Source organism: Acaricomes phytoseiuli DSM 14247 (assembly GCF_000376245.1).
GTDB classification, from domain to species: Bacteria; Actinomycetota; Actinomycetes; order Actinomycetales; family Micrococcaceae; genus Renibacterium; species Renibacterium phytoseiuli.
Map to the genome: position 1 here is coordinate 1 of NZ_AQXM01000038.1, position 25703 is coordinate 25703.

Sequence of the window (25703 nt, forward strand, 5' to 3'; positions counted from 1 at the left end):
GATCTACACGGACGCGAAAGCGGCCTGATCACCCCAAACCCCAACTGTCAACCAAACCCGGGGCAGACCCCCTTAAGCCAGCACCCGCCCCGTCTCACCGTTACTGGTGAGGCGGGGCGGTTTTTTGGGTTACCCCGGGTCTTGCTCGCGGCCGATACGGGCCAGATGTTCGCCTCTCGGCTTGATACGGTATCAGAGTGAAAAAACGAAACACTGTGACGGTAGTCATCGCTGTATTACTGATCATTGGCGTTACCTCAATCGCCATAGGCATACCACTACTTCAATGAAATAACTGAGTAAAGCGGTGGCCGATAAAACTGTGTCACCCACGCATAGGCTTTCAGAAGACACTCACCGATCCACCTTCACGTGCAAGAAGGTCCACCCCTCCGGAGTCAACGCCTTGACCGCCCGGTAAGCCTCATCGTCGTACGCATCACGCTCGATCTAGACCGTGCTCACCACCCCGGCATCGTCACGAACCGTCCCTAAAATCTTCATGGCTAAAACGTATCTTCACCCCTAATCGCCCTAGCAGCAATCTCAGCCCCTCGCCGGTGCGCCGCAGGCATTAGGTGCAGATACACTGACTCGGTTGTTTTTATGGACTCGTGTCCCAGCCTCCGGGACAGCTCGTACAGGTCCATGCCCGCATCAATCATCCAGGACGCGTGGGTGTGCCGAAGGTCATGCACGCTGGGGCGTTTTCGCAACCCCGCTTTTACTGCGGCGGCTGCCGCTGGTGTCCAGTAGTCAGCGTAGAGATTGCCCGTGCGGATCGGTCCCCCGCGCTTCATTGTAAAAACCAGTCGGCCATCAGCTCTCTCCACGAGGGGGCGAACGATTTTTGCAGTCTCATCATCCATTGAGACTGCGCGACGTGAGCGGCGGCTCTTCGGTGGGCCGAGATATGGTCGGCGTTTTTCGTCCTCCTTCCAGGCTCTTTTTACGCTGACTAGCGCAGGGTCGGTATCCAGTGTGAAGTGCTCGGAGGTGAGTGCGGTGGCCTCACTGAACCTGAGACCAGTGCCCACCAAAAAGCGGGCGAACGGGTGAAAATGCTCATCCAGCGATTCGATGAAAACCTCAAATTCCTCATGGGTGAGCATATTGAGGCCTTCCTCGGCTGACTCTGTCCTGGGGAGGGTAATGCCCTCGCAGGTGTTGGTGTCGATGTAGCCGAGGCGCATCGCGGTTTTCATCGCGGAGCTGAGCAATCCATGGACATTTGCTATCGACTTTGGGGCGAGTTTTTTTCCAGACATCCACTGCACCCACTGGCTGATGTCACGGTACCCAATGGCAGAGAGCTTCCGTCGCTGAAAGAACGGACTGAGGTGCTGCTCCACATATCGCTTGTATGCCCCCCTGGTGCCTGAGCTTGCACGGGCGTTCATCTTGATGTGCTCCTCAACGGCTTCGATGAGGGTTGGTCCAGTGGCGGCGGTTTGGTCTATCAGCCTCTCAGTGGCTTCCCAGTCCTGGCCGTTTTCGTCGAGAAGTCTCTTTATAAGCCGTGCAACCTCTTGCTCTGACGTGGCGTAGGACTCTTGCTTCCTTGTGTATGGATCGCGCCAGAGCACCGTGTACGTGATCGAGCCATCCTTGCGGAAGCGTTCGCGGATGCTAGCCATGTGGGAAGCGTAGACTCTGTGTCAACACCCCAGCAAATATTGTCAACAAGAAACCAAAAACCCCTGCCTGAGCAGGGGCTTTATGGTGGCAGATGAGGGATTCGAACCCCCGTAGGCGATGCCAGCTGATTTACAGTCAGCCCCCTTTGGCCGCTCGGGTAATCTGCCTTGCGGCTCCATGACGGAGCACCATAACTTTACAGAAAACCCCGCGAAGAATCGAATCCTGGACAGCCGAGCCCCTCAGGCCCCTGAGCCTCAGCCGCTCAGACGCTTGTTCAGCTTCGCTTCGAAGCGACGCGCCTGCTCCGTCGTGACCTGCCCCAGGGCCACCGCTCGGGCCAGATCCCGCTGCACGCCGGCAAGCCGGGCACTGGCCCCTGTCGCTCCGCCCAGAACCTGCTGGGACACTGAAGTGCTGATGGACCCGGAAGCGCTGCTCGCACCAGCCGCATTGGCCGTTATCGGGGTCAGAGTCGCGAATGCTCCAACCGTGGCCACACCGAAGGCAGCTCCCGCTATGGACCGGGCACCGCGCACGACGTATCGAACAGTTCGACTAGAAGGACGCTGACGTTCTGGAGGTTCCATGACCCCACTGTGCTACACGCCCTTATGGCGGCGCTCCGCAGAAGCTCAATGCCCGCTATGAATCTGGGAGCCTGTTGCGGTGAACCTCAAGAAGGACGGAACTCAGTGAAAGAAATGCCTGGAGCCGGTGAGGTACATGGTGATTCCGGCCGCCTGTGCGGCAGCGACCACCTCTTCATCCCGCTTGGATCCGCCCGGCTGCACCACCGCACGCACACCGGCGTCTATCAGGACCTGCAGACCGTCGGCAAAAGGGAAGAAAGCATCAGACGCGGCAACAGCGCCCCGGGCGCGTTCTACCGGCTGGCCCTGCTGATCCGTCAGCAGGGAATTCGCCCGCTCCACAGCCAGCCGGCAGGAATCCACGCGGTTGACCTGACCCATCCCGATCCCGATCGAGGCGCCGTCCTTGACGAGCAGAATCGCATTGGACTTGACCGCGCGCACAGCTCGCCAGGCGAATCGCAGTTCCGCCATCGTGGCGGCATCCGCATCCTCGCCCGCCACTAGACGCCACTGCTCAGGATCGTCACCGGGAGCATCCAGCCGATCAGCCAGCTGCATCAGGGCACCACCGGAAACCTGACGGAATTCTGCGGGGTCCCGCTGATACCCATCGGGCAGGCTGAGTAGTCGGATATCCTGCCGCAGCTGCAACCGCGCCAGAGCCTCCGGCTCGAACTCCGGAGCGACGATGACCTCGGTCAGCACACCCTGGAGATTGGCTGCCAGCCCGGCGGTCACCGGACGGTTCACGGCGATGACCCCGCCATAAGCGCTCAGCGGGTCGCAGGCATGCGCCTTGGCGTGCGCCTCGGCCACCGGATCCGGCTCAGCACCCTGTTCGGCTGAATCATCCGGCCCCGCGCTGGCAACAGCCACCCCGCAGGGGTTGGCATGTTTGATGATCGCCACCGCGGGCTCAGCGAAATCGAAAACGGTGCGCAGAGCAGCATCAGCATCCACGAAATTGTTGTAGCTCATAGCTTTTCCATGCAGCTGGTCCGCTTGGGCGATACCGGCAGAGGCCCCTTGGTCCGCATAGAGCGCAGCCGGCTGATGCGGATTCTCCCCGTACCTAAGCACTTCGGAACGCTCCAGGGCCAAGCCCATATAGGGCGGCCAGAGGTTCTGTTGAGCAGCGTCCTCACCGAACTGAGCAGCCGTCCAGTTCGCCACGGCGGTGTCGTACGCTGCGGTGTGCGCAAAAGCAGCCGCGGCCAGGCGCTGCCTGGCTTCCCGGCTGAAACCGCCGTGCTCCAGCGCCTCGGCCACTTCCGGGTACTTCCCGGGGTTCACTACGACCGCCACTGAGTCATGGTTCTTGGCCGCGGCACGCACCATCGTCGGGCCGCCGATGTCGATCTGCTCGATCACTGCATCCTGGCCCGCTCCGGACCTCACAGTCTCCGCGAAGGGGTAGAGATTGACCACCACCAGATCGAAGGGCTCTATCCCGGACTCTTCGAGCTGCCGGACGTGCTCCTGCCGCCGCCGATCCGCAAGGATTCCGCCGTGAATCCGGGGGTGCAGGGTCTTGACCCGGCCATCGAGCATCTCCGGGGAGCCGCTGACCTCTTCGACCGCCGTCACCGGAATACCTGCGGCAGCGATCCGTGCCGCCGTGGAACCGGTGGAGACGATGGACACACCGACCGCGTGCAGGGCCTCGGCCAGCTCCTCGACACCAGTTTTGTCATAGACAGAGATCAGCGCACGGCGGATCGGCAGGACATCAGGGCGGTCAGAGGTCATGTCATTCTCCCGATAAGTCACGTAAGTCACGATCAGTTCACACGAAGAGGCTGCCGGCGGATGCAGTGCCGGCTGGCTGGCCTGGGACCCCGCCAGTCTAATCTACGACTGGTGCGCACTGGTCGTTGACACCTCTGAACCGGGAGCATAGGTTCAGCAGGTGGACTCGGAGAATCTCAGCAAAGCCGTCAACGGTCTGATCTGGCCCGGTTTCCTCGGCGAGACGGTTCCTGACTGGCTGCACGAGGCACTGGAGCAAGGTCTAGCCGGAGTGGTCTACTTCAGCCATAACATCACCTCAGCCGAGCAGGTAGCGCAGCTCTCCGCACGGATTCATCAGATCAGCCCGGAGGCGATCATCGGTGCAGACGAGGAGGGTGGCACCGTCACCCGATTACCCGCAACAGCTGACACCCTCCTGCCGACCGCGGCCGTGCTGGGCCGGATCGACGACCCCACGGCCACCGAGGCCGCCGGAGCGGTGCTGGCTCGACTCTGCCGACGCAGCGGTGTCGATCTCAATCTGGCCCCCGTTGCAGATGTGAACACCGCCCCAGGGAACCCAGTGATCGGAGTGCGCTCTTTCGGCGCAGATCAGACTCTTGCGGCTCGACATACCACCGCGATGATCCGTGGGATGCAGAACGGAAGGCCTTCAACCCTGGCCTGCGCTAAGCATTTTCCAGGGCACGGAGACACCGTGACAGATTCGCACCGTGAACTGCCCCGAGTGACGGTTCCGCTATCGGAGTTCATCGAACAGCATCTGCCTCCTTTCCAGGCCGCGGCTGAAGCCGGGGTTGCGGCAATGATGAGCGCTCATATCGTCGTCCCTGAACTGGGCGATCTGCCTGCCACACTAAACCCGCGGGCGGTGGCGCTGCTTCGGAATACCGGGTTCGACGGTGTGCTCATCACTGATGCTCTGGACATGGCCGCGGTCCGGGACACCATGGGGTCCGGAGAGGGGGCGGTGCAGGCGATTCTGGCCGGAGCCGACCTGCTCTGCGTCGGGAACCCGTCCAACAGCGACTACGCAGGGGGCCCAGCCGAACCGGGCCAGGATGAGCGCGAGTACGCAGAGATCCGGGATGCTCTGCTCGCCGCAGTGCGCGATGGACGGATCTCGGAAACACGAATCATAGAAGCGCATCGGCGGCTCCGGAAGCTTCGGAGCCAGCGGACTGCAGCCGTAGAAGAAACCGCGGAGCTGCCGTCTCAGGCTCCGGATTGGCTGGCGCTGACGATGCAAGCTTGCACCGGCCGCGCCAAGCTGCCCGATGCGGTCAGGCAGCGCAGCAGCATCGTCATCGAAGACATCCGGGAAAGTCCTAACCTCGCCGCAGGGGCGCTGCCGAATTTCTTTGCGATCGCCCTAGCAGAGCATTTCAAGATCAGCAGCGCGCAGACTCCGGACCTCGTCCTGGCCGATGCGTTGCACCCCGGCAGCTCGCAGTACACTCGACTGGCCGAACTCGCCGAAGCTCACCCGGATCTCGTCTGCATCAACGCCGGGCTCGAACCGCAGGGCGCTATGCCTCTCCCAGTGCTGACCTGTTTCGGTGCATCCCTGCTCAGTGCCCAGGCTGCCATCCGGATCATCCTGGATGCGCACGATGCAGACAACGACGCAGACACTGCAGATAGAGTCAGCTAAAGCCGAGCGGGAGCGCCCAGATCGTTCTGGTTCCCGTGGGGTCTGTGGATTTCCGTAGTACATAGCACACAGACCTCCCAGATGCCCTGAAACCGGTTTAGAATATGGTGAAAACAAGCCAGTTGCTTGCCTCTATCCGGATGCGTGAGTGAGTATGGCCTGAAAGGTCGGAAATGGTCGACGCACCCTCAGTGTGCTCCTGCGATGACTTCCTGGAAGAAGCTGCGAACTCGGTTTTCATCGATGTCTCCGGATTCAACTGGACGCCACTGGAAACAGCGGAAGAATCAGGCACCACGCCGGAGCGCAACGGCTGCCAGCTCACCGAGAAAATCGTGCGACGTTTCGATGACATAATCCGGAGAATCACCAGGGGCGGCAGGCTGATCTATGTCTTTGGTGACGGCAAATTCGCCATCATCGAACTCGGCACGTGCCCGCAAGCTTCTGCCGGGGATCTCCCGGGGCCTCAGCCAGCCTCCAGGACCTTGCACCGCGCGCAGGCTGCACGAGAACATCTGCGGGACGCCGCAGCAGACCTGCTCGCCTTGAACCTGACCGCACAGGACTGTCTGGTTCTGTTAGGAGCCAACAGCGCCTATACCCGGACCGCGATGGCCAGCATCGAACAGCACGGAGCGCTGGCGGTCACCGAACTACTCCAATTCGACACCGCGGAGCAGCAGCCGCTCGCCAACGCTATCGCCTCCGTACTGGCTCAGCGCTCGGGCCTGTCCGTCCAGCTCGAATACCGTGATCTGGGTGTTCTCGATGAACAGAGTCTCACCGCTGCGCAGCGCACCGTGATGATCGCAACGGGCCTGAGCAAAGAGCATTCTGCAGCCGCTTTAGCCGCTGCAGGAGGGTCCGCACGAGCCGCGATCATCGCGGTGCTTGCTGATATCCCTCCGCAGCTGGCTCAGCAGATGATCTCCGTGACCAAGAGCTGAGTCACTGCGCAGCTAGATCCCTGAGCACTTGGATAAGCAGCTCGCGCTCAGCGGCTTTGATCCGTTCGTGCAGACTTGTTTCATCGTCTTCCGGGAGCACATCGATCGCACGCTGGGCGATGATCGGCCCGGTATCAACACCCTCATCGGCGTACATCACCGTGCAGCCGGTGACTTTAACACCGTAGGCCAGGGCGTCGCGGACGCCGTGCGCGCCCGGAAAAGCCGGAAGGAGAGCGGGGTGCGTATTGAGGTAGCGGCGCGGAAAAGCCCCGATGAAATCAGCCCCCACGATCCTCATGAATCCAGAGGAGAGAACATAATCGGGCTGAAAGCCCAGCACCGCCTCCAGTAAGGCGGCATCCCAGGCGGCACGATCCGGGAAGCTCCGGTAGTCGACCACGAAGGTCTCCAGGCCCGCAGCGGCGCTTCGTTCCAAGGCATACGTCCCCGGCCGGTCTGAGCCCACCGCCAGGATCTGCACCGGCAGTTCATCACGATGTATCGCGTCGATGAGCGCCTGCAGGTTCGAGCCGGAACCGGACGCTAAGACCACAAGGCGCATGCTCACAGCCTAACCGTCTGCGGACTAACTGCTGGCAAATGGGTCGAATTCTTCCCGCTCCTGGCGGCGCATCCGCAAGCCTTCCAGCCACGGTGCGGCACTATGACCGATCGCCGCGCCGATCGCCACCTCTACCGCTACCCACGCGGCGACCAGGAACGGGTTGGGGCCGATATCGGTCAACCGGCCGAAGCCCAGGGAACCCTGGGACAACCAGGCGAGAATACTGGAGAGGACTCCGGCTGCTAAGCCGATCAACGCACCCAGGCTCACGGTGGAGAAGATCGTGGCGAGCCATGGCGGCTCGACTTTCAAGGCGAACCAATCGGCCAGGTGGTTCTCGCCTTCGCGCAGGAACCACCATCCGGCAAGGAGCCCTGCCAGCACCGGCAGCAGTAGTGCCAGAACGCCCCAATCCAATTGCCCTACCGGCAGTGCGGCGAGCACCGGGATGGCCGGCACCGGGGCCACCTCCGTGGCTAACGGGCTCACGCTACTCCCGACGCCCAGCGCGAAGCCGGGGCCGGCGGACCAGGCCATGGTCCAGACCGCCAGATTGGGTAAGAACGCGATCTGCGCCAAAGTCAGTACTGCTCCCCCGACCGGGCCTGCGCGCACCCCCTGATAGACAGCGACGATCTCTGCCCAGTGCAGGGCCAAGTTGACCGCGAGCAGCAGCGTGGCGAGCCCCAAAAAAGCGATGACGGCGAGGAATCCGGCGCGGGCCACTGACCATAGATAGGACCCGGTCCAACGCGATACCTGCCCCCAGCCGGATATCCGGTCCACACCGCTCTGGCCGATCAGCGGAATCCAGCTCCCCGCTTCCCTGCGGACTCCGGTCAGCAGACCCACGAGCATCGGGATGAGCGGTATCAGGGCGGCCAGCACGGGCGATGCGGATGCCTCCGGAGTCCTGGCCGCGTAGCCCACAGCCAGGCCGGCCAGCGCATAGAGCAGCACCGCGCTCAGCAGCGGCTGCCAGAGCTGATCGGTATAGGCCGCTCGGGCCAGCCTGCGGCCGGCCCGGCGAGCCAGAAAGAAAGGGATCAGCAGCAAACCCAGCGGAACCAGGCTGAAGACGCCGCTCTGCGCGGCAGCAGCACTATCTGCACCGGGCAATGAAACGGAGAAAGGTACAGCGTGCATCAGGAGCCACGCCTGCCCGATGAACCGGCCCAGCAGATCCGGGCTGGGCGAGCCGAGGCCGCCCGTGAAATACACGGCGAGAATCGCTACCAGCAGAGGCAGCAGGCTCAGCACTGCCAACTGCAGCGCCTCCACCGCCCCCTGGAGCCAGAGCGGCATGGGAAAGCCCAACCTGCCGCTCTGCCCTCTGCTTAGTTTCATCGCCCTCCATCGTCCCATGAAGCGGCTGCCGGCCTCCGCACATCCCCGCCGAAAATACGAAGTCCGCGTGGTTTTAAGCCGAGTTCACCCAGATTTCCCTTGGATGAAACCTCATGCGCGCCTGCCGGTCAAGATGGATGCACAGGATGGAGTCGTGAGAGTCGCGCTATTCGCTGAGTCCTTCTTACCGAATATGAACGGGGTCACCCACTCCCTGCTCAGAGTCCTCAAACAGCTGCAGATCCAAGGCGATCAGGCTCTGGTGATCGCACCGAGTACGGCTGACCCGGAAGCCCCAGCCGAAGTCTACGGCGCAGCGGTGCACCGGGTTCCCGCGCTACCCCTGGCCGGGTACCGAGATCTGCGTGTGGCGTTCGGCTAGGTGAACCGGATGAAACGGATCCTGGAATCCTTCAGCCCGGATGTGGTGCATCTCGCATCGCCTTTCGAGCTCGGCTGGCGCGCGGTCCGGGCTGCGCATCAGCTGGAACTGCCGACCGTGGCGGTGTACCAGACCGAAGTTCCCGCCTATACCGCCCGTTATGGTCTAACGGTACTGGAGAACTGGGCCTGGCGGCGGATCGAGAACATCCATCTCTTGGCAGACCGGACTCTGGCACCTTCGAGCTTCGCGGTCAATCAGCTTCGCGGTCACGGCATCCCCCGGGTATCGCTGTGGCGGCGCGGCGTAGATACCGCGCGCTTCCACCCCACCAAACGGGATGGTGTGCTGCGGCGCGCAGCGGGGGCAGAGCATCAGAAGATCATCGGTTATGTGGGTCGGCTTGCTGCCGAGAAGCAAGTGAAAGATCTCAGCGCGATCGCCGATATTCCGGGCACTCAACTGGTGATTATCGGGGACGGGCCCTTACGGAACCAGCTCCGGGAGCACCTGTCGCACGCTCACTTCACGGGCTTCCTGGATGGTGAAGAACTCGCTCGGGCGATGGCGGATTTCGATCTCTTCGTACATCCGGGCGAATCCGAAACTTTCTGCCAGACGATCCAAGAAGCCATGGCCTCCGGCGTCCCCGTGGTAGCCACCGGCCGGGGCGGGCCCCTCGACCTGGTAGATAACTCCCGCACTGGCTGGCTATACCCGCCAAAAGATCTTCGCCAACTCCGGACTCATGTAGAGGACCCCATGGGCGACGATGCGAAACGCGCGGCCTTTGCCCGGGCCGCTCAGCTCTCTGTTCAGGGCCGCAGCTGGGGCGCGGTCTGCACTCAGCTCACCAATCACTATCGGGCCGCCATCGCCCAGCGCCAGCTAGCTGCGCACCAACGCTGAATGTCTCCCGCACACGGCCCCGGCGCTGAAGCGGTATAAAAATGGAAGGTGGGCCGGGCATCCCGTTCGCTGGATGTCCGGCCCACCTCTTGTCGCGGAGCGCTTGCCTGTTAGCCTCAGGCTTTGGCGCTTTTGCGTCCGGTAATCGCCCCCCAAATGATTAACACAATCACCGAGCCCGCAATCGCGAGTACCCACGTCGAAAGCGACCAAAATTCGGTAAGCGACACGTTGAAGATCAGGCCACCCAACCAGCCACCCACCATTGCTCCGACGACACCGAGAATCATGGTGGTGATCCACCCGCCACCCTGACGCCCCGGCAGAATTAACTTGGCAAGAGCGCCTGCAATGAGGCCCAGAATCAAGAATGCAAAGAAACCCATTCCCTCTCCCAACGTCTAAACAATGTTCATCTAATCGCATATCGACTTCGAGGCAGCGCCCATACGCTACGCTCTACCCGCATATAAGTCGGAGCGATCCGGTGAATCCTCACGACCGGAGTCGAAATTTTTTATGTGACCTGCATCATGTCAGCCGTCGATCCTGGCCTGACTTTCATCAGACCTCAGCGATCAACCAGCAGCTGCGCATATTCCGGTGCCAACTCGGGGAGCTCGGTACCGAGGGCCGGTCGGGCCGCGATGAGCAGAGCGAGTTCACGCCCGGCGTGCCGAATCCGCTCCATGAGTAGCTGCCCTTTGCCGCCCTCCCGGTCTTCGGGGGCGGCGAAGACACCGGTGGGCGTCTGCGCCGCCCGCAAGTAGGAGAAGAGGGAGCGCAGCGCGGTATCTACCACTAGCGCATGCCTGGCACTGCCGCCGGTGGCACCCAAGGCAACCGGGACGCCATCGAGCGACTTCGGGTCGAGGATGTCCACGAAGGATTTGAAAAGGCCGCTGTAGGAGGCCGAGAAGACCGGGGTCACCGCGACGACCGCATCGGCAGAAGAGACGTCCTGAAGGGCTCGCTGAAGTGTCGGCGATGCAGTGTCGTTCGCGAATTTGCCGGCGATGTCCACGGCCAGCTCACGCAGCTCGATCACCCGGATCGCCACCTCGTGCCCGGCATCATGGCCGAGCATGCTGTGCAGCTGGGCTTTCGCCTCGGCTGCCAACCTGTCAGCCAGCACCCGGCTCTGCGAAAGAACATTCAACCCCGCCGTGACGACGACGATGCTGTACCGCATCGACTTTCCCTCTCATCTTGCGCGAACCATCTAAATAGATGCGTTTGCATTCAATGGGAGAATTCGATCAAGCCGCTGTTTATTCCGCTCAACTGCGCCCGCGCGTTCAGGGCTGCACCCGGGCGCGCAGCTGACTCAGAGATGGGTGGGGGCAAACATCTTGAGCAGAGTCTCCACCACGACCACATTCGGGCCGTCTGCCGCGAAGGCTTCGGTCAGCGCCTCAGCGATCTGCTCGGGGGCCACTCGACGAGCAGGGACCCCGAAGGATTCCGCCAGGGCGACGAAATCGGGCCTGGATAGCTCGCTATGCGTGGCCTTGCCGAAGGCCCCTTCCATGTACTCGCGGAGAATGCCGTACCCGCCGTCATCGACGATCAACCAGGTCACGGGAACATCGTGCTGCTTGGCCGTGGCCAGTTCCGCGATCGAGTACATCGCCGAACCATCCCCGGAAACCGCCAGAACCCTGGCGGGCTTGCCCTGCTGGCGCAGGCCCACCGCCCCGCCGATGGCCGAGGGGAATCCGAAGCCCAGGCCGCCGGCACCCTGGGCGGAGTGGAACTCGCCGTCCCGGGAATCCCAGCAGCTCCAGCCCCAGTACGCGGCGATGGTCATATCCCAGAACGTCTGCATATCATCCGGCACCGCGGCGCGGATGCCGGCCATGAAACCGCGTTCCTTGGCAAGGTCTTGGCCGTCCAGCCGTGCCATGATCTTACTCAGAGTCTGCGTCACCAGCTGTTCCGGAGTACCGCCGTACCAGTCCGGATCGGCATCGGCTAAGACTTGAGGGGTCAGGGCTTCATCGAGAGCCTGCAGGGCCTGGCCTGCGTCAGCGCGGATCCCCAACCCTGGGCGGTTGGATTCGAGCACCCGCGGTTCGGCATCGATCTGGATGATCCTGCCGCGCGGCTCAAGGGTGTAGTAATTGCTCGTCACCTCGCCGAGGGCGGAGCCGACGACGAGGAGCACATCCGCGTCCGCGAGCACCTCGGTGAGGTACTGATCCTCGACCCACGACTGCAGGGACAGCGGATGCGTCCAGGGAAAAGCGCCGTTGCCTCCCGGAGAGCACACCACAGGGGCCCGGAGCTTCTCCGCGATGGACAGCAGCCAGGGTTCCGCCCGGCCGCGCCGAACGCCCCCACCAGCCACGATCGCCGGCCGGCGGGCCTCGGCCAGCCATTTAACCGCTTCGCGGGTCAACTCCACCCGGGGCGGATTATCGAACGGCTCCGCGAGCGCATCCTCCACCTGCGGCACCAAGACCGGGTCCAGAAGTACGTTCTGCGGGATTTCGATCCACACCGGGCCCTGTGGCGAGGAAACCGCCTCGGTCCAGGCGTCCTGGATCGCCGAGGGGATACCCGAGGCATACTGGATCAGCCGCTGGCTCTTAGTGACATTGGCCGCCGACGCTTTCTGGTCGTCCAATTGGTGCAACATCCCTTTGCGGCGGGCACCGAGACCGTCAATGGGGATCTGCGAGGCGATGACGACCATCGGTACACCCGTGGCATACGCCTCCTGCAGGCCCGCGAGCGAAGTCAGCGCGCCCGGGCCGGTCGAGAGGAAGAGCACGCCGACCTCCCCGGTAGCACGGGTATAACCGTCCGCCGCGAAAGCCGAGTTGTTCTCCACCCTGGAGGAGATGAAGTTCAGCTCGGAGCGGCCCAAGGCGTCGAAAAGACCCAGCGCATGCTGGCCGGGAATGCCGAACACGGTCCGCGCGCCCAGGGCGGCAAGGGTTTCCACCACCAGGTCTCCGCCGTTGCGGACATCGAGCTGCACGTTCTCCGCGCGAGCGTCACTCATCGGACATCCTCTCCATCCAGCTGCTTTTCCCGCTGCACGCCATCGGCCAGCAGGGTAACCAGGTCATAGGCGATATGCGAAGCCGCGATACCGGTGATTTCGGCATGATCATAGGCCGGTGCTACTTCCACCACATCGGCGCCGATCAGATTCGCTCCGCGCAGACCGCGCAGGATCTCCAGCAGCTCCCGGCTCGTGAGGCCGCCGGCTTCGGGGGTGCCGGTTCCGGGCGCATGCGCCGGATCGAGCACATCGATATCGATGGAAACGTACAGCGGGCGGTCTCCGATGCGCTCTCGGAGCCGGTGCACGACCTCGTCCACGCCCTGCCGGAAGACATCGGCCGAGCTGAGGATGCCGAAGCCGAAGCGCCGGTCGTCCTCAAGATCTTTCTTGCCGTACAGCGGGCCGCGGGTGCCGACGTGGCTGATCGCCTCGGTATCCAGGATGCCTTCCTCGACTGCCCTCCGGAAGGGAGTGCCGTGGGTGTACTCGGCGCCGAAGTAGGTGTCCCAGGTGTCCAGATGCGCGTCGAAGTGCAGCAGTGCCACCGGGGCTCCGGCACGCTCCGCGGCGGCGCGCAGCAGCGGCAGCGCGATAGTGTGATCTCCGCCGAGGGTCAGCAGCTTCGCGCCGTCCTGAGTCAGCTCCAGCGCGTTCTGCTGGATGGTATTGATCGCTTCATCGATATGGAACGGATTGACGGCCATATCCCCGGCATCCACCACCTGCGCCACTTCGAAGGGCGCGATGTCCTGAGCGGGGTGGTACGGCCTCAGCAGGCGCGAGGATTCCCTGATGTGATTGCTGCCGAAGCGCGCCCCGGGGCGGTAGGAGACCCCCGAATCGAAGGGCACCCCGACCACCGCGATATCGGCGCGTTCGACCTCATCGATCCGCGGCAATCTGGCATAGGTCGCGGCACCAGCGTAACGCGGTGTCAGTGACGAATCGATAGGACCGAGATTTCCCTGGGCCATGAGGCGCTGAGGGGCAGAACTCTGGGGCATGGGCGCCATGCTACCGCATGCGATCGGCGCACAGGATCGGCGTTGCGCCGAGCCGTTCATCCGGAGGCCCCCGATCTTCCCGGAACCATTGTCCGCTGTTTTTCCCGCACATATACTTGCCTGCAAGAACCGGGAGCGGCCGAAACCCGCTGGGCGATCTCCCGGGCGGAGGTGCTGACAACAGGGTGGTGGAAATGAGTGATTCGATGATCCCCCGCAGAACCTTCAGCGCTTCGGTGCTCGGCGGAGTTTCCGCCATGGCGCTTTCCGGAGCCGGCGATCCGCTCGAAGGCGCTCTCAAAGCTTATGGAGTCTCGCGCCGCGGGCTGGTCATCGACAGCCTGCTCACCGAGGGCGAGGCTATCGGCAACTCCAGGAACCCGCGGGTTCAGGGCTATATCGACAAGATGCGTCCTTATCTGAGCGTCCTGTCCGTGATCTACCGGGGCTACGATGGCGCTGTTCACCTCGGTCAGCTCGTTGTGAACCGGGCCCTGGCGGGTGAGGCCGAAGGGATTTTCCTGGAGATGTTCCGGATCGGCTTCCCGATTGCTTCGGTGATCCCGCAGTCCCAGTTCGGCTACGATGACGAAAAATCTGATGACCGCTCGATGGCGGTCAACAACTCTTCCTGCTACCGCCCTGATACTCTCCGGGGCACCGGGATCTCGGAGCACGCCAAAGGCGCTGCCTTCGATATCAACACCTTCACCAACCCTATGGATACCAGCCAGGACACTACGCTTCCGGCCGGTTCGCGGAAGATCATTCCGCCCGGGGCTGCGTATGATCCGCAAAGTCAGGGCGCGATCATCCGCTACGGGGAAGTCCAACGAGCCTGGCAGCGCCGGGGCTACGAATGGGGCGGGAACTGGGGCTACCCACCCGCGGCGGCCTATGGCGAATTCTTCCGGGAAGGCTACTACGACTATCAGCACTTCCAGCTGGGCTGCACCCGGGTGAATCAGATCTACCAGAACCACGCCCTGCTTCCCCTGCCACCGGGAAGCACCCGCAATAAATGTTCCTGATGAGGCATATATAACGATGAAGATCACCTACAATGCAGAAGCCGACTCCGCCTACATCATGCTCGTTGATGACATAGCAGAGGGTTCGTCCTCGCAACAGATTCACTCGATCATGACTCCTGGGAATCAGGGGGATATCACCCTGGACTTCGACTCAGACGGCCGCCTCCTCGGTATCGAAGTTCTCAATGCGCAAGACGTCCTGCCAAGCGCTTTGATCGCCAAGGCAGGCCCCGCCGAGGGATGTCGAGCGGGGCCTGCCCGCGGGAGCTGATCAGAGCCAGCGACCGTAGCGACGGATGTAGAGCGTCTTGACGCCCTGAACCACCAGGCAGTACGCCAGCAGGGTGCCCAGCAGCCACGGGAAGTACGTCCACGGCAGCGCCACGAGGCCCAGGGACTGCCCGAAGCCGAGGAACGGCAGCATGAGAGCGAACAGGCATACCGCACCGGTCGCCACCATCACCGGCCAGGAAGCCCGGGACTGCACAAAGGGAATGCGCCCGGTGCGCAGCATATGCACGATGAAGGTCTGCGTGATGAGCGATTCGACGAACCAGCCAGTCTGGAACAGCCCGGCGTTCTCCGGGGAATTCGCCCCGAAAACGAACCACATCAGGGCGAAAGTGGAGATATCGAAGATCGAGGAGAGCGGGCCGACCTGCACCATGAACCGGGCCAGGCCGCGAGTCTCCCACTTCTGCGGCTTCTCCAAGTACTCCTTATCCACCCGGTCCCAGGGCAGCGAGAGCATGGACAGATCGTAGACCAGGTTCATCAGCAGCACCACGACGGGGATCATCGGCAGGAACGGCAAGGTGGCGCTGGCCACGAGGATCGAGAACATGTTCCCGAAGTTCGAGCTCGCCGTCATCTTGAGATACTTCATGATGTTGCCGAAGGTCCGGCGGCCTTCCTGGATACCGGCCTCCAGAACCATGAGATCTTTCTCCAGCAGGATGATGTCCGCGGACTCCCTGGCGATATCCACGGCGGTGTCCACGGAGATCCCGACATCGGCGGCACGCAATGCGGCGGCATCGTTGATCCCGTCGCCCATGAAGCCGACGGTGTGCCCGGCCCGCTGCAGCTGCTCGACGATCCGGGCTTTCTGCATCGGGTTGACCTTGGCGAAGACGTCCCCGGCCTCAACCGCCTCGGCGAAGGCGGCCTCATCCAGCTCCTCCAGCTCAGCACCGGTGAACAAGGCCTGCGGCGCACCGGGAACACCGGTATCGATGCCCACCTGCCGGCAGACGGTGCGAGCCACCAGCTCGTTGTCCCCCGTGATGACCTTCACCGAGGTGCCGTGGTTGCGCAGCGCCTCGACGGCGGAAGCGGCCGAGGCCTTGGGCGGGTCCAGGAAGGCCAGGAAGCCCATCAGAGTCATCTCCCGCTCATCGACCACCGAGTAGTCTTCGCCGCGATCCGCCGGGACATTGCGCACGGCCAGGGCCAGAACGCGCATGCCTTCGGCATTCTGGGTCTCCACCAGCGTATTCAGTTCAGCCTGGCGCTCGGCGGTCAGCGGCTCCGGCTTGCCCTGGACCATGACTGCGGTGCACACTTCCATCACTTCTTCTGCCGCGCCCTTGGTGATCATCAGGGGCGTGGTTCCGCCGGTGAGGATCACCGTCATCCGGCGCCGGCTGAAGTCGAAAGGAACTTCATCGACCAGGGTGTACGCGCCATCCAGCTCGTCCAGGATCTGCGGCCCGGCGGCATCGAGCACCGCCCGGTCGAGCAGATTGCGCAGCCCCGTCTGGAACCGGGCATTGGCCGCGGCCATCCGCAGCACATTGAGGCTGGAGGTGCCCCTGGTATCCAGGTGGCGCTCCAGGACGATCCGGTCTTCGGTGAGCGTCCCCGTCTTATCCGTGCACAGCACGTCCATCGCGCCCAGGTTCTGAATGGCGTTGAGCCGCTTCACGATCACCTTGTGCCGAGACATCTTCACCGCACCCCGGGCCAGATTCGCCGTGACGATCATCGGCAGCATCTCCGGGGTCAGCCCGACAGCGGTAACGAGGCCGAACAGGAAGGCATCGCTCCAGTTCTTGGTGATGCCGTTGATGATGAAAACCACCGGAACCATGACCAGCATGAATTTGATGAGCAGGAAGCTGACCCGCTTCACGCCGGCGTCGAAGCTGGTCTCCGGGCGCTTGCCGGCCAGTTGTGCGCTCATCGCCCCGAAATAGGTCTCGGCACCGGTGTGCACCACAACGGCCGTACCGCTGCCGGAGATCACCGAAGTGCCCATGAAACCGAGGGTGTCCGCGTCCAGAAGGTTCACCGGGGTGATATCCGCCGCCGTCACCGGCGACTTCTCCGTGGGCAGGGATTCGCCGGTCAGCATACCTTCGTTCACTTGCAGATCTTTGGTACGTAGGAAGCGCACGTCAGCGGGAATCATGTCTCCTGCGGCGAGCTCGACGATATCGCCGGGAACCACGTCTTCAATAGGGATCTCTCGGGTCACCGAGTTGCCCGCATCATCCTGACGGGTGGCCGCGGTAGTGGTCTGCACCATGGACTGGAGCGCTTGGGCGGCTTTACCGGAGCGGTACTCCTGCCAGAAACGCATGGTCACCGAGACCAGCACCATCACGCTTAGGGTGAGGACACCTTTGTAGTCCTGGCCATCTTCTGGGCTGGCAAGCAGCACATTGGTCACGAACATGATGGCCGCCAGGACGCACAGGATCCAGACGAAAGGGTTGTTGAATGCACTCAGGAACTGCAGCCAGGCCGGAGCCGGCCGGTCATGGCTAACCTCATTGCGGCCGTAGCGCTCCTGGCGCTCCTGGATTTCGGAGACATCCAGGCCGATATGGCTGGTGCCCAGCTGTTCTAGCAGTTCCGCATTCGGCGTGGTGGCAGCTGCGGCCAGGATGGCGGCGCGCTCGGCCAGCCGGGCGCTGAGCCGGGCATTGCGGCGCTGGGTTTTGCGGTCATTGCGCTGATCCAGCGCATCGGTCCGCATGGTGTTACCTGCACTGCCGGGCGGAGCGGCCGGGCGAGTAGGAGTGATCTGCATGGCGGTTCTCCGATCAAAGAAGCCATCGTGTTCTGCTGCCGTTCCGGGCAGGCTTCAGCAGCGATGCGCGAAAGCAGGAAGGATCACGAAGGTCGGGGAAAAGTAACGGGGTTCATCAGGACTGCTAAGGCCCTGTGATTGGCTCGTCCCGCGGCCCGGATAAGCAGATCTCGACTGCTCAGATACCGGTTGCGGGGCTGGGTCTATGACCGGAACTCATGGTTCTCTCCCCTCCTCAGCGCGCAGTGCACAGCCCGCGCAGAACGGCCTGAGGGCACATTTGCGCAGGTTCGAGAGGTCCGGCTTACTGCCGGCGACTGCCCCTCCTCGTCAGGCCTTTGGCACTTCGCGTCGTGACCCTCGTGATCGGTCGAGCGGAGCTCAGGAAATCACAGGGAGCCAATCGGGATCACCCCTTAGGCCGGAGTGGTCTGTCCTGATCCGGGGCGTCTCTCGACGTTTAGGATCGCTGGCATCTTTCCGCGAAGGAGCCTCAGCTATCGAGTGGCACCTTGCGTATTCACCATAGACCCCGGATGAGGCAGAAGCAAGCTCATGAACGAGTTCATAGCCCTTCCCCAGAGAGACGAATAGCTCGGGGAAACTTATCGGGAACAAGCCTCAGAAGACCTCATCCATGAAGTTGCCTCAGCAAATATATTTTATTTCTTGAATATTTCAGGGGATCTGCGGGAACATGCAGCAGACTGGAGTGATGGTCATCCCGCTCCCATCATCCGGTTATCAGGCGCGAAGCTCACAGCCGGCGCTCAGCCGGCGGCTGCTGCTGGCCCTGGGCTCCGGCGCTGGCCTGAGCGTCTTGCTGAGTTCGTGCGGCGGAGCGGAAAGCGGCGGAGCGGTGCCCCAGGAGCTGACCTCCCTGCTGAATCGCTATGAAAGCGATTCAGATCTGCGGATCGGCCTCTGTGCCATCGTCAACGGAGAGGCCCGGCTCAGTCATCGAGCCGAAGAGGTATTCCCGATGTGCTCCACGTTCAAGCCCATCGCAGTGGGAGCGATGCTCGCCCAGCACGCCGAGGACACCGACTATCTACGGCAGGCCATCCGGATAGCGCAGAACGCCGTGGTGGATTATTCACCCATTACCGAAAAGCACGCGGGCGCCACGATGACTCTCGCCGAGATCTGCGAAGCAGCACTGCGCTACAGCGATAACACGGCGGGGAATCTCATCCTGGAACAGATCGGTGGCCCCGCCGGGGTGACCGCCTTCGCGAACTCACTGGGATACCGGAACACCCGCCTGGATCGTTGGGAAACCGAGCTGAACGAAGCTCTTCCCGGGGACCCCAGGGACACCTCGACCCCGGCTGACCTGTGCGGGATCTTCGACGCGCTCCTGGTGGGCGACGGTTTGGCACCGGCGGCCCGGGACGTCTTGCGGACCTGGATGCGCGGGAACACCACCTCCGCCAAGCGGTTCGGGGCGGCGCTCCCGGCAGGAGCCAGACTGGCCGATAAAACCGGCTCGGGTTCCTATGGCACCGCTCATGATGTGGGAGCGGTCTTCCGGGCCGATGCCCCGCCGGTCATCCTGGCCGTGCTGACCCGGACGCAGCGGCAGGATGCGCAGAGCAACGATGCCGCGATCGCGCAGACCGCCCGAGTCGCCCTGGCGGCCCTGAGCTAGCTACCATCAACCGAAACGGCACCGCCATAGCGCCCACCTCTGGGAGAAAAGCTTCATGACCAGTAGCAACATCGTCAACATCGCCATCGTCCTGGTCTACCTGGCGGCCATGATCGGCTTCGGCTTCTGGGGTAAGCGGCGCACCAAGAACAATGCAGACTTCCTGGTGGCAGGCCGGCGGCTCGGACCGATGCTCTACACCGGGACGATGGCTGCTGTGGTGCTCGGCGGGGCCTCGACCGTCGGCGGGGTGGGTCTGGGCTATACCGCCGGGATCTCCGGACTCTGGCTGGTAGCGGCAATCGGCACCGGAGTACTCCTGCTCAGCCTGCTCTTCGCCGGCCGCTTGCAGAGACTGCGGATTTACACGGTCTCCCAAATGCTGCAGTTGCGGTATGGGCATCAGGCCACGCAGACCTCCAGCATCGTGATGCTCGGCTACACGCTCGTGCTCTGCGCTACCTCCACCAGCGCCTACGCCACGATCTTCGTGGTGCTCTTCGGCTGGGAGCGCTGGGTCGCGATCGCCGTGGGCGGGGCGATCGTGCTGGTCTATTCAACGATCGGCGGCATGTGGTCGATCACGCTGGCCGATATGGCGCAGTTCGCGATCAAGACCATCGGCGTCTTCCTGCTGATGCTCCCCTTCGCCCTGGCCGCTGCGGGCCGTGACGGCGGCTTCGAGGCATTGCGCGGCCGGGTCGCGGAAAGCTTCTTCCAGATCGATGGCATCGGCGTGCAGACCATCGTGACCTACTTCGTGGTCTACACCCTGGGCCTGCTCATCGGCCAGGACATCTGGCAGCGGGTTTTCACGGCCCGCTCCCCCACTGTGGCGCGCTGGGGCGGGGCGACCGCCGGCATCTACTGCGTTCTTTACGGCATTGCCGGGGCGCTCATCGGGATGGCAGCACGGGTCGCCTTGCCGCAGATCGACGTGACTGCGGGCGGCAAAGATGCCGTATACGCCGAAGTGGCCTCAGCTCTGCTGCCGGTGGGCCTGGGCGGGCTGGTGCTCGCCGCAGCCGTCGCCGCCATGATGTCCACGGCATCCGGTGCACTGATCGCAGCGGCCACCGTAGCCCGTACCGATGTTCTGCCGTTCGTCTCCGGGCTTCTCCCCGGCCGGTTCGGCAAGAGCAGCGGGGCAGACAAGGCGGAGCAGAACACCGATCCCGAGCACGATGTGCGAGCCAATCGGGTCTGGGTTCTGCTATTAGGTATCGTGGCGATTCTCATCGCGATCCTGGTCCGGGACGTCCTGGTAGCACTGACCATCGCCTATGACATTCTGGTCGGCGGCCTGCTCATGGCTATCCTGGGCGGCCTGGTGTGGAAACGCGGCACGGGTATCGCTGCGGGGGTCTCCATGGCTCTTGGCGCGAGCGTCACTGTGATCGCCCTGCTGCTCTACGCGACCGGTGTGATCCCCAGTGACGACGGGGTGTATGCGAATGAGCCGATCTACTTCGGCCTGGCAGCATCGCTGCTCGCCTACATCCTGGTTTCACTGCTCACCCCGGCAACCGACTCCCGGGTGATGGCCGCCTGGCGCAACCGGCTTAGTGGGGCGGAGAACCCGGCCGAACCGGATCAGCCGGCCAGCGTCAATCAGCGTTGACCAGCATGAGAATTTGCGGCTCCCCTAAGCCTCAGACTGCGGGAGGCCAGCCAAAAAACGCCGGAAAATAAGGCTACAGTGGAGCCTGAAATGAGGTGAAGCATGGCCCATACTGAACTCTCTGGCCCCGCATCTTCCGGGTCCAGCCCGTCCAGGGCGCAGATCAAACGCTGGCGGATGTATCTGGCTGATGAGCGCGCCGAGGCCGCGGTCTACCGTACCCTGGCCGCTAAACGCCAAGGGGAAGAACGCGAGATCCTGCTGGCACTGGCCGAAGCGGAAAAACGTCATGAGAGTCACTGGGTTGCACTGCTCGGAGAGCATGCGGAGAAGACCAGAGGCCCGTCATTCCGTAACCGGGCCCTCGGCCTTTTGGCCAAGCGCTTCGGTTCCGTCTTCGTCTTGGCCCTGGCGCAACGAGCGGAATCCCGTTCCCCCTACGCAGCCGATCGTGATGCCACCGAGCAGATGGCGGCCGATGAAGCCATTCACGGCGAGGTGGTCCGCGGCCTGGCCACTCGTGGCAGGAATCGCATGTCCGGGACTTTCCGCGCTGCGGTCTTCGGCGCGAATGACGGCCTGGTCAGCAACCTGGCCCTGCTGATGGGTATGGCCGGGGCCGGCTCCGGCCCGGAGACCATGCTCCTCGCCGGTATTTCCGGGCTTCTCGCCGGTGCGCTCTCCATGGGGGCCGGGGAGTATGTTTCGGTGCGTTCGCAGCGCGAGCTGCTGAGTGCTTCGCTGCCCACCCAGATCACGCTCTCAGCAGCCAAGGCGCTGGATATCAATGCTAATGAGTTGACCCTCGTCTACCGCGCGCGGGGCATGAGCCTCGAAGACGCAGAGCACCGTGCGGCCGAGCGGATGGGGCAGTTCTCCTGCGACTGCAACCCGAACTTTTCCCTGCGCACCGAAACAGAAACTGATCAGCCCGACGCCCACGAGGCAGTCGGCACGGCTTTCGGCACCGCTTGGTCCAGCTTCTGCTTCTTCGCCTCCGGTGCCATCATTCCGGTACTGCCTTTTATCTTCGGCCTCTCCGGAATAGTGGCGATCGCCATCGCCGTCGTTCTCGTGGGGTTGGCCCTGATGGCTACTGGCGCGGTCGTGGGCCTGCTCTCCGGCGCTCCACCGCTGCCCCGCGCGCTGCGGCAGCTAGGAATCGGCTTCGGCGCCGCGATCGCCACGTACCTTCTGGGCCTGGCCTTCGGCACTGTCGCAGGCTGATGGGGTCGATAGGCGGTAACGGTCTGAGCACGCAAGGTCTACAACAGGGCGTCCTCAGACCGTTACCGCAACCACAACCGGGCCAGTAGGCGCCTCAACCCCGCCACGCGGTTCCACCGTCATCGCAACGGTCTGAGCAGTATTGATATCGCTGATCAGAGTAGTACCCGAAGCACTGGAGGTGTCGGCGGATCCGCCATCGAATACAGCAGCGGATACCGGCTGACCATCCTGGATCAGCCATAGCTGATATGCCTGGTCCGCCGGAAGCGCCGTCATCTCGCTGAACAGCACCACGGCAGCGTTGCGCTGCTCGGAGAGCATCACCTGGAGCTGGCCGCCCTCAGTCGAGCTGGCGGTGAGCATCTGCATATCCGGTGCCTCGAGAACTGACTGCGCTACCGGGGTATTGCGCGAACCGCTGAAGTACCCCGTACCGAACCCGAAGAACAGCAAAACAGCCGCCACCGCTGCCAGCAGCCACGGTGAGCGACTGAGCACAGAACGCTCCTGTTTGGCCTGGCGCCGAGCAGTGAAATCCACGGGCTGGGATTCAGCCCGCACCGGTTGCTGCTGACGCTGCTGACGCGGGATGCTCAGCACAGCAAGGCGCAGCTCTTCCGGCGGCGCTTCCTGCAGATCGGCGCTCAGCATCGCCGCAGTCTCTCGTGCCACCCGGACGCGTGAATCAAATCGCTCCTGCACCTCGGGGGATAGCTTTTGAACCGTCGCAAGAAGGTCTGCCCGCTCCTGCTCCGTGATCGCATCAAGAGCATAGACTTCCGCTAATTCCAGGGCTTCCTGATCAGACATCGCCCCACTTCACCCCCATACACCTGCCGAGCTTGATCAGCCCGTCCCGGATCCGCGCCTTGACCGCGGGTAATCCGGCTTCCAGTTTCTCCGCTACCTCCCGGTAGGTAAGACCATCAAAATATGCCAGCTGCAGCGATTGACGCTGCATACCAGTCAGTTCTTCGAGACAGGAACGCAGCTGCTGGCTTTCCACCCGGTCCTCGACAGCATCTGCCACGAGATTCCGCTGCGGCCGATACTCGCCATCGAGGTACGCCTGTTCCCGATCCACTGCCCGCTGCTGAGAGCGGACTTTATCGACAGCTCGTCGATGCGTGATGGTCATGAGCCAGGAGAGCGCACTGCCCTGCTCTGCACGGTAGCGGACCGCCTGCTCCCACACCTGGGCGAATACTTCCTGGGCGACATCTTGACTCAGCGCAGGGTCGATCACGACTCGCCTGGCTAAGCCATAGACCCGGGAAGCAGTGCGCTCGTAGAAGCTGGTGAACTCCGCTTGCCCACCACGGCTGACTCCGGCCAGCAGTTCCTCCAGGGAGGCCACTCCCGTCGAAGCGGCAGACCGTTGATCCTCGGCACTCATAGTCTGCCCAGCATAGCCTTGGAACGACCGTAATGCGGACTCGACAAACCAACCCGGCTGCTTAATCGCAACACCGGACGCTGAGCCGGAAGACCCCGAGTTCATTACAAGCGCCGCCATACTGATCATTCGCTGCCGGCGGCGATATGGATAGGTTCACCTCGCGGGCTATCCAAAGCACCGCCGGCGGCGAATCCCGAATATGAGCAAGCACAGAAGGTCTTCGGCTTTCGGAAACGATCAGCTTGGCGAAGAGAACAGAACAGAGAGCACAGTGCAGCCGGCAGGCAGCGGAGCCAGGAAACTGCGCCGCGCCGGGCTCTCCGGCCTGCTAGCCGCCCTGGCCGGTTTAGGCCTTTCGGAACTGATCTCAGCCCTGCTGCCCGGAGGCGTCTCGCCCATGCTCGCGGTCGGCGCCTTCATCATCGATATCGTTCCGTCTTTCCTCAAGGATCTGGCGATCTCGCTCTTCGGCACTCAGGATAAACTCGTTCTGCTCATCAGCATCGGTGCGGGCATAGCCGTTTTCGCCGCGGTATCCGGTATCGCCGAACGGTTCCGGCCACCCCTCGGCAGCGTCTTCATTACTGTCTTCGGCATCGCCGGGGTGCTCGCGGCGATAACCCGCGCTAATGCCAGCTGGAGTGCCGCGCTACCGGCTTTGGCCGGCGGCGCATTCTCTGTTTTGGTGCTGAGATTTTTGATCTCAGCGTTGCAGAAGCCATCAACGCAAGCTCCTGCCTCAGCGACGGAGGGTACGGAACGAGCAGGGCTCATCGCCCGACGCTCTTTCGGCCAGCTGGCCATCGGCGCGGCCGCGATCGGCGTCATCGGCATCGCGGTCGGCAGGGCGATCAGCCAAGCCGCGACTACCGCTTACCGATTCGTCATCCCGCAAGCTCAGAACCCGGAGGCATTACCGGAAGGGACCGATCTCAACATCGACGGTCTGAGCCCTTTCGTGACTCCCAACGGCGATTTCTACCGGATCGATACCGCCCTGACCGTACCGCAGATCGATCCGCAGCAATGGTCTCTGCGGATCTTCGGCATGGTCGACCAGGAGGTCACGGTGAGCTTCGAAGAGCTGTTGACGATGCCGGTGCTGGAACGTAGCGTCACCTTGACCTGCGTTTCGAATGAAGTGGGCGGCGAGCTGGCAGGCAACGCGATCTGGACCGGGGTACCGATCCGGGATCTGCTCAGCAAGGCCGGAGTCTCCGATGACGCGGATATGGTTCTTTCGATGTCTCAGGACGGTTATACCGCCGGGACTCCGCTGGACGCCCTGACCGACCCCAACAGAGACGCCATTCTGGCGATGGCGATGAACGGCGAGCCCCTGCCGCCCGAACACGGCTATCCGGTACGGATGGTGGTGCCGGGGCTCTACGGCTACGTCTCCGCGACTAAATGGGTGGTCAGCATGGAAGTCACTCGCTTCGACCAGAAACAGGCCTACTGGACCCCGCGCGGATACGCCGAGAAGGCACCCATCAAGCTCGCTTCCCGCATTGAAGTGCCGAAGTCCTTCGCCTCGCTGACTCCCGGGCCGGTAGTCGTCGCGGGTACTGCCTGGGCTCAGCACACCGGTGTCGATGCGGTAGAAGTCCGCTTCGATAAAGGCCCTTGGCAGCGGGCCACCCTGGGTGCAGTGCCCAGCAACGATACCTGGCGGCAGTGGCGAGGGTCTGCCCCGGGTTTGGTTGACATCTGATCTGTGAGGATTCGTCCTCGCTGGAAGGATGTATCTCATGCCCAAGCCCTATCCGAAAGAGTTCCGTGACGATGTCGTGGCTGTGGCCCGTAAAGCCCGGGCCCCGTTATCGCAGATTGCGAGAGACTTCGGGATTTCCGAAGCCTCGTTGTTCAACTGGCTGAAGAAAGCAAACATCGAAGACGGGCGCGTGCCGGGCCT

The 25703-nt window shown here is 62.9% G+C and carries 21 protein-coding genes, 1 tRNA gene, 1 pseudogene and 1 riboswitch; of the genes and pseudogenes, 10 read left to right on the forward strand and 13 right to left on the reverse strand.

What is annotated here, in order from left to right:
* Nucleotides 1-506: 506 nt before the first annotated feature.
* The 4 genes from C501_RS0101755 to purH form a co-directional block, all read right to left on the reverse strand.
* Nucleotides 507-1637, reverse strand: coding sequence for a tyrosine-type recombinase/integrase (locus C501_RS0101755; RefSeq protein ID WP_018133913.1), 1131 nt, complete (start codon nt 1635-1637; stop codon nt 507-509).
* Between the two features lie 83 nt (nt 1638-1720).
* A tRNA-Tyr gene (locus C501_RS0101760) sits at nt 1721-1805 on the reverse strand.
* Nucleotides 1806-1895: 90 nt separating this feature from the next.
* Nucleotides 1896-2228, reverse strand: coding sequence for a hypothetical protein (locus tag C501_RS0101765; RefSeq protein WP_026174502.1), 333 nt, complete (start codon nt 2226-2228; stop codon nt 1896-1898).
* A gap of 102 nt (nt 2229-2330) precedes the next feature.
* Nucleotides 2331-3983, reverse strand: coding sequence for a bifunctional phosphoribosylaminoimidazolecarboxamide formyltransferase/IMP cyclohydrolase (gene purH / locus C501_RS0101770; RefSeq protein WP_018133915.1), 1653 nt, complete (start codon nt 3981-3983; stop codon nt 2331-2333).
* A gap of 160 nt (nt 3984-4143) precedes the next feature.
* Between purH and C501_RS0101775 the strand changes: the two genes are divergently transcribed.
* Together C501_RS0101775 and C501_RS0101780 are read left to right on the forward strand one after the other, a co-directional pair.
* Nucleotides 4144-5640: a glycoside hydrolase family 3 protein gene (locus tag C501_RS0101775; RefSeq protein ID WP_018133916.1), complete on the forward strand. Its 1497-nt coding sequence runs from the start codon at nt 4144-4146 to the stop codon at nt 5638-5640.
* A 173-nt stretch (nt 5641-5813) separates the two neighbouring features.
* On the forward strand, nt 5814-6590 hold the full coding sequence (locus C501_RS0101780; RefSeq protein ID WP_018133917.1) for a hypothetical protein: 777 nt from the start codon (nt 5814-5816) through the stop codon (nt 6588-6590).
* A gap of 1 nt (nt 6591) precedes the next feature.
* Here the strand turns inward: C501_RS0101780 and purN are convergent, their stop codons facing one another.
* On the reverse strand, nt 6592-7155 hold the full coding sequence (gene purN / locus C501_RS0101785) for a phosphoribosylglycinamide formyltransferase (protein ID WP_018133918.1): 564 nt from the start codon (nt 7153-7155) through the stop codon (nt 6592-6594).
* Between the two features lie 24 nt (nt 7156-7179).
* Complete coding sequence (locus C501_RS0101790) at nt 7180-8463, reverse strand: cell division protein PerM (protein WP_018133919.1); 1284 nt, start codon at nt 8461-8463, stop codon at nt 7180-7182.
* A 196-nt stretch (nt 8464-8659) separates the two neighbouring features.
* Between C501_RS0101790 and C501_RS12130 the strand changes: the two are divergent.
* A pseudogene (locus C501_RS12130) lies at nt 8660-9796 on the forward strand (glycosyltransferase family 4 protein).
* 116 nt (nt 9797-9912) lie between these two features.
* On the opposite strand, the gene C501_RS0101800 reads toward C501_RS12130, so the two are convergent.
* From C501_RS0101800 to speB, 4 genes are all read right to left on the reverse strand, one after another.
* Entirely contained in the window at nt 9913-10182 is a 270-nt protein-coding gene (locus tag C501_RS0101800; RefSeq protein ID WP_018133922.1) for a GlsB/YeaQ/YmgE family stress response membrane protein, read from the reverse strand.
* Nucleotides 10183-10367: 185 nt separating this feature from the next.
* Nucleotides 10368-10988, reverse strand: a complete 621-nt coding sequence (locus C501_RS0101805; protein ID WP_018133923.1) for a CE1759 family FMN reductase — start codon at nt 10986-10988, stop codon at nt 10368-10370.
* Nucleotides 10989-11123: 135 nt separating this feature from the next.
* On the reverse strand, nt 11124-12806 hold the full coding sequence (locus C501_RS0101810) for a thiamine pyrophosphate-binding protein (protein WP_018133924.1): 1683 nt from the start codon (nt 12804-12806) through the stop codon (nt 11124-11126).
* Nucleotides 12803-13816, reverse strand: a complete 1014-nt coding sequence (gene speB / locus C501_RS0101815) for an agmatinase (protein WP_156807576.1) — start codon at nt 13814-13816, stop codon at nt 12803-12805. Before speB ends, C501_RS0101810 begins: the two co-directional genes overlap by 4 nt.
* A 194-nt stretch (nt 13817-14010) precedes the next feature.
* Between speB and C501_RS13490 the strand changes: the two genes are divergently transcribed.
* Both C501_RS13490 and C501_RS0101825 read left to right on the forward strand, forming a co-directional pair.
* Nucleotides 14011-14847: a M15 family metallopeptidase gene (locus tag C501_RS13490; protein WP_018133926.1), complete on the forward strand. Its 837-nt coding sequence runs from the start codon at nt 14011-14013 to the stop codon at nt 14845-14847.
* A 16-nt stretch (nt 14848-14863) separates the two neighbouring features.
* Nucleotides 14864-15121: a DUF2283 domain-containing protein gene (locus C501_RS0101825; RefSeq protein WP_018133927.1), complete on the forward strand. Its 258-nt coding sequence runs from the start codon at nt 14864-14866 to the stop codon at nt 15119-15121.
* On the opposite strand, the gene mgtA is transcribed toward C501_RS0101825, so the two are convergent.
* Nucleotides 15122-17887 carry a magnesium-translocating P-type ATPase gene (gene mgtA, locus C501_RS0101830; RefSeq protein ID WP_018133928.1) on the reverse strand — a complete coding sequence of 922 codons (2766 nt, stop codon included), beginning with the start codon at nt 17885-17887 and terminating at the stop codon, nt 15122-15124.
* Between the two features lie 316 nt (nt 17888-18203).
* A riboswitch (M-box (ykoK) riboswitch) is annotated at nt 18204-18399 on the reverse strand.
* A 203-nt stretch (nt 18400-18602) separates the two neighbouring features.
* Here mgtA and bla point away from each other — a divergent pair.
* The 3 genes from bla to C501_RS12145 all read left to right on the forward strand — a co-directional run bounded on the left by bla (nt 18603) and on the right by C501_RS12145 (nt 22386).
* The gene (gene bla, locus C501_RS0101835) at nt 18603-19538 is read left to right on the forward strand and encodes a class A beta-lactamase (RefSeq protein WP_211206323.1); all 936 of its coding nucleotides are present in this window, start codon (nt 18603-18605) and stop codon (nt 19536-19538) included.
* Between the two features lie 55 nt (nt 19539-19593).
* The gene (locus C501_RS12140) at nt 19594-21159 is read left to right on the forward strand and encodes a sodium:solute symporter family protein (protein ID WP_018133930.1); all 1566 of its coding nucleotides are present in this window, start codon (nt 19594-19596) and stop codon (nt 21157-21159) included.
* Between the two features lie 102 nt (nt 21160-21261).
* On the forward strand, nt 21262-22386 hold the full coding sequence (locus C501_RS12145; protein ID WP_051064440.1) for a VIT1/CCC1 transporter family protein: 1125 nt from the start codon (nt 21262-21264) through the stop codon (nt 22384-22386).
* Nucleotides 22387-22440: 54 nt separating this feature from the next.
* On the opposite strand, the gene C501_RS0101850 is transcribed toward C501_RS12145, so the two are convergent.
* The gene (locus tag C501_RS0101850) at nt 22441-23199 is read right to left on the reverse strand and encodes an anti-sigma factor (protein WP_018133932.1); all 759 of its coding nucleotides are present in this window, start codon (nt 23197-23199) and stop codon (nt 22441-22443) included.
* Entirely contained in the window at nt 23192-23905 is a 714-nt protein-coding gene (gene sigK / locus C501_RS0101855) for an ECF RNA polymerase sigma factor SigK (protein WP_245532375.1), read from the reverse strand. The genes C501_RS0101850 and sigK overlap by 8 nt, the downstream gene beginning before the upstream one ends.
* Nucleotides 23906-23987: 82 nt before the next feature.
* Here sigK and C501_RS0101860 point away from each other — a divergent pair, with 82 nt between their 5' ends.
* Both C501_RS0101860 and C501_RS0101865 read left to right on the forward strand, forming a co-directional pair.
* Nucleotides 23988-25502 carry a molybdopterin-dependent oxidoreductase gene (locus C501_RS0101860; RefSeq protein ID WP_018133934.1) on the forward strand — a complete coding sequence of 505 codons (1515 nt, stop codon included), beginning with the start codon at nt 23988-23990 and terminating at the stop codon, nt 25500-25502.
* Between the two features lie 37 nt (nt 25503-25539).
* A partial coding sequence (locus tag C501_RS0101865) for a transposase (protein ID WP_026174505.1) occupies nt 25540-25703 on the forward strand: 164 nt, incomplete at its 3' end.

What these genes read in the sequence shown, in the direction of transcription:
- C501_RS0101755 (WP_018133913.1), bottom strand. Translation starts at nt 1,637, where the DNA reads ATGGCTAGCATCCGCGAACGCTTCCGCAAGGATGGCTCGATCACGTAC.
- C501_RS0101765 (WP_026174502.1), bottom strand. Translation starts at nt 2,228, where the DNA reads ATGGAACCTCCAGAACGTCAGCGTCCTTCTAGTCGAACTGTTCGATAC.
- purH (WP_018133915.1), bottom strand. Translation starts at nt 3,983, where the DNA reads ATGACCTCTGACCGCCCTGATGTCCTGCCGATCCGCCGTGCGCTGATC.
- C501_RS0101780 (WP_018133917.1), top strand. Translation starts at nt 5,814, where the DNA reads ATGGTCGACGCACCCTCAGTGTGCTCCTGCGATGACTTCCTGGAAGAA.
- purN (WP_018133918.1), bottom strand. Translation starts at nt 7,155, where the DNA reads ATGCGCCTTGTGGTCTTAGCGTCCGGTTCCGGCTCGAACCTGCAGGCG.
- C501_RS0101790 (WP_018133919.1), bottom strand. Translation starts at nt 8,463, where the DNA reads ATGCCGCTCTGGCTCCAGGGGGCGGTGGAGGCGCTGCAGTTGGCAGTG.
- C501_RS0101800 (WP_018133922.1), bottom strand. Translation starts at nt 10,182, where the DNA reads ATGGGTTTCTTTGCATTCTTGATTCTGGGCCTCATTGCAGGCGCTCTT.
- C501_RS0101805 (WP_018133923.1), bottom strand. Translation starts at nt 10,988, where the DNA reads ATGCGGTACAGCATCGTCGTCGTCACGGCGGGGTTGAATGTTCTTTCG.
- C501_RS0101810 (WP_018133924.1), bottom strand. Translation starts at nt 12,806, where the DNA reads ATGAGTGACGCTCGCGCGGAGAACGTGCAGCTCGATGTCCGCAACGGC.
- speB (WP_156807576.1), bottom strand. Translation starts at nt 13,816, where the DNA reads ATGCCCCAGAGTTCTGCCCCTCAGCGCCTCATGGCCCAGGGAAATCTC.
- C501_RS13490 (WP_018133926.1), top strand. Translation starts at nt 14,011, where the DNA reads ATGAGTGATTCGATGATCCCCCGCAGAACCTTCAGCGCTTCGGTGCTC.
- C501_RS0101825 (WP_018133927.1), top strand. Translation starts at nt 14,864, where the DNA reads ATGAAGATCACCTACAATGCAGAAGCCGACTCCGCCTACATCATGCTC.
- mgtA (WP_018133928.1), bottom strand. Translation starts at nt 17,887, where the DNA reads ATGCAGATCACTCCTACTCGCCCGGCCGCTCCGCCCGGCAGTGCAGGT.
- bla (WP_211206323.1), top strand. Translation starts at nt 18,603, where the DNA reads ATGGTCATCCCGCTCCCATCATCCGGTTATCAGGCGCGAAGCTCACAG.
- C501_RS12140 (WP_018133930.1), top strand. Translation starts at nt 19,594, where the DNA reads ATGACCAGTAGCAACATCGTCAACATCGCCATCGTCCTGGTCTACCTG.
- C501_RS12145 (WP_051064440.1), top strand. Translation starts at nt 21,262, where the DNA reads ATGGCCCATACTGAACTCTCTGGCCCCGCATCTTCCGGGTCCAGCCCG.
- C501_RS0101850 (WP_018133932.1), bottom strand. Translation starts at nt 23,199, where the DNA reads ATGTCTGATCAGGAAGCCCTGGAATTAGCGGAAGTCTATGCTCTTGAT.
- sigK (WP_245532375.1), bottom strand. Translation starts at nt 23,905, where the DNA reads ATGGCGGCGCTTGTAATGAACTCGGGGTCTTCCGGCTCAGCGTCCGGT.
- C501_RS0101860 (WP_018133934.1), top strand. Translation starts at nt 23,988, where the DNA reads ATGAGCAAGCACAGAAGGTCTTCGGCTTTCGGAAACGATCAGCTTGGC.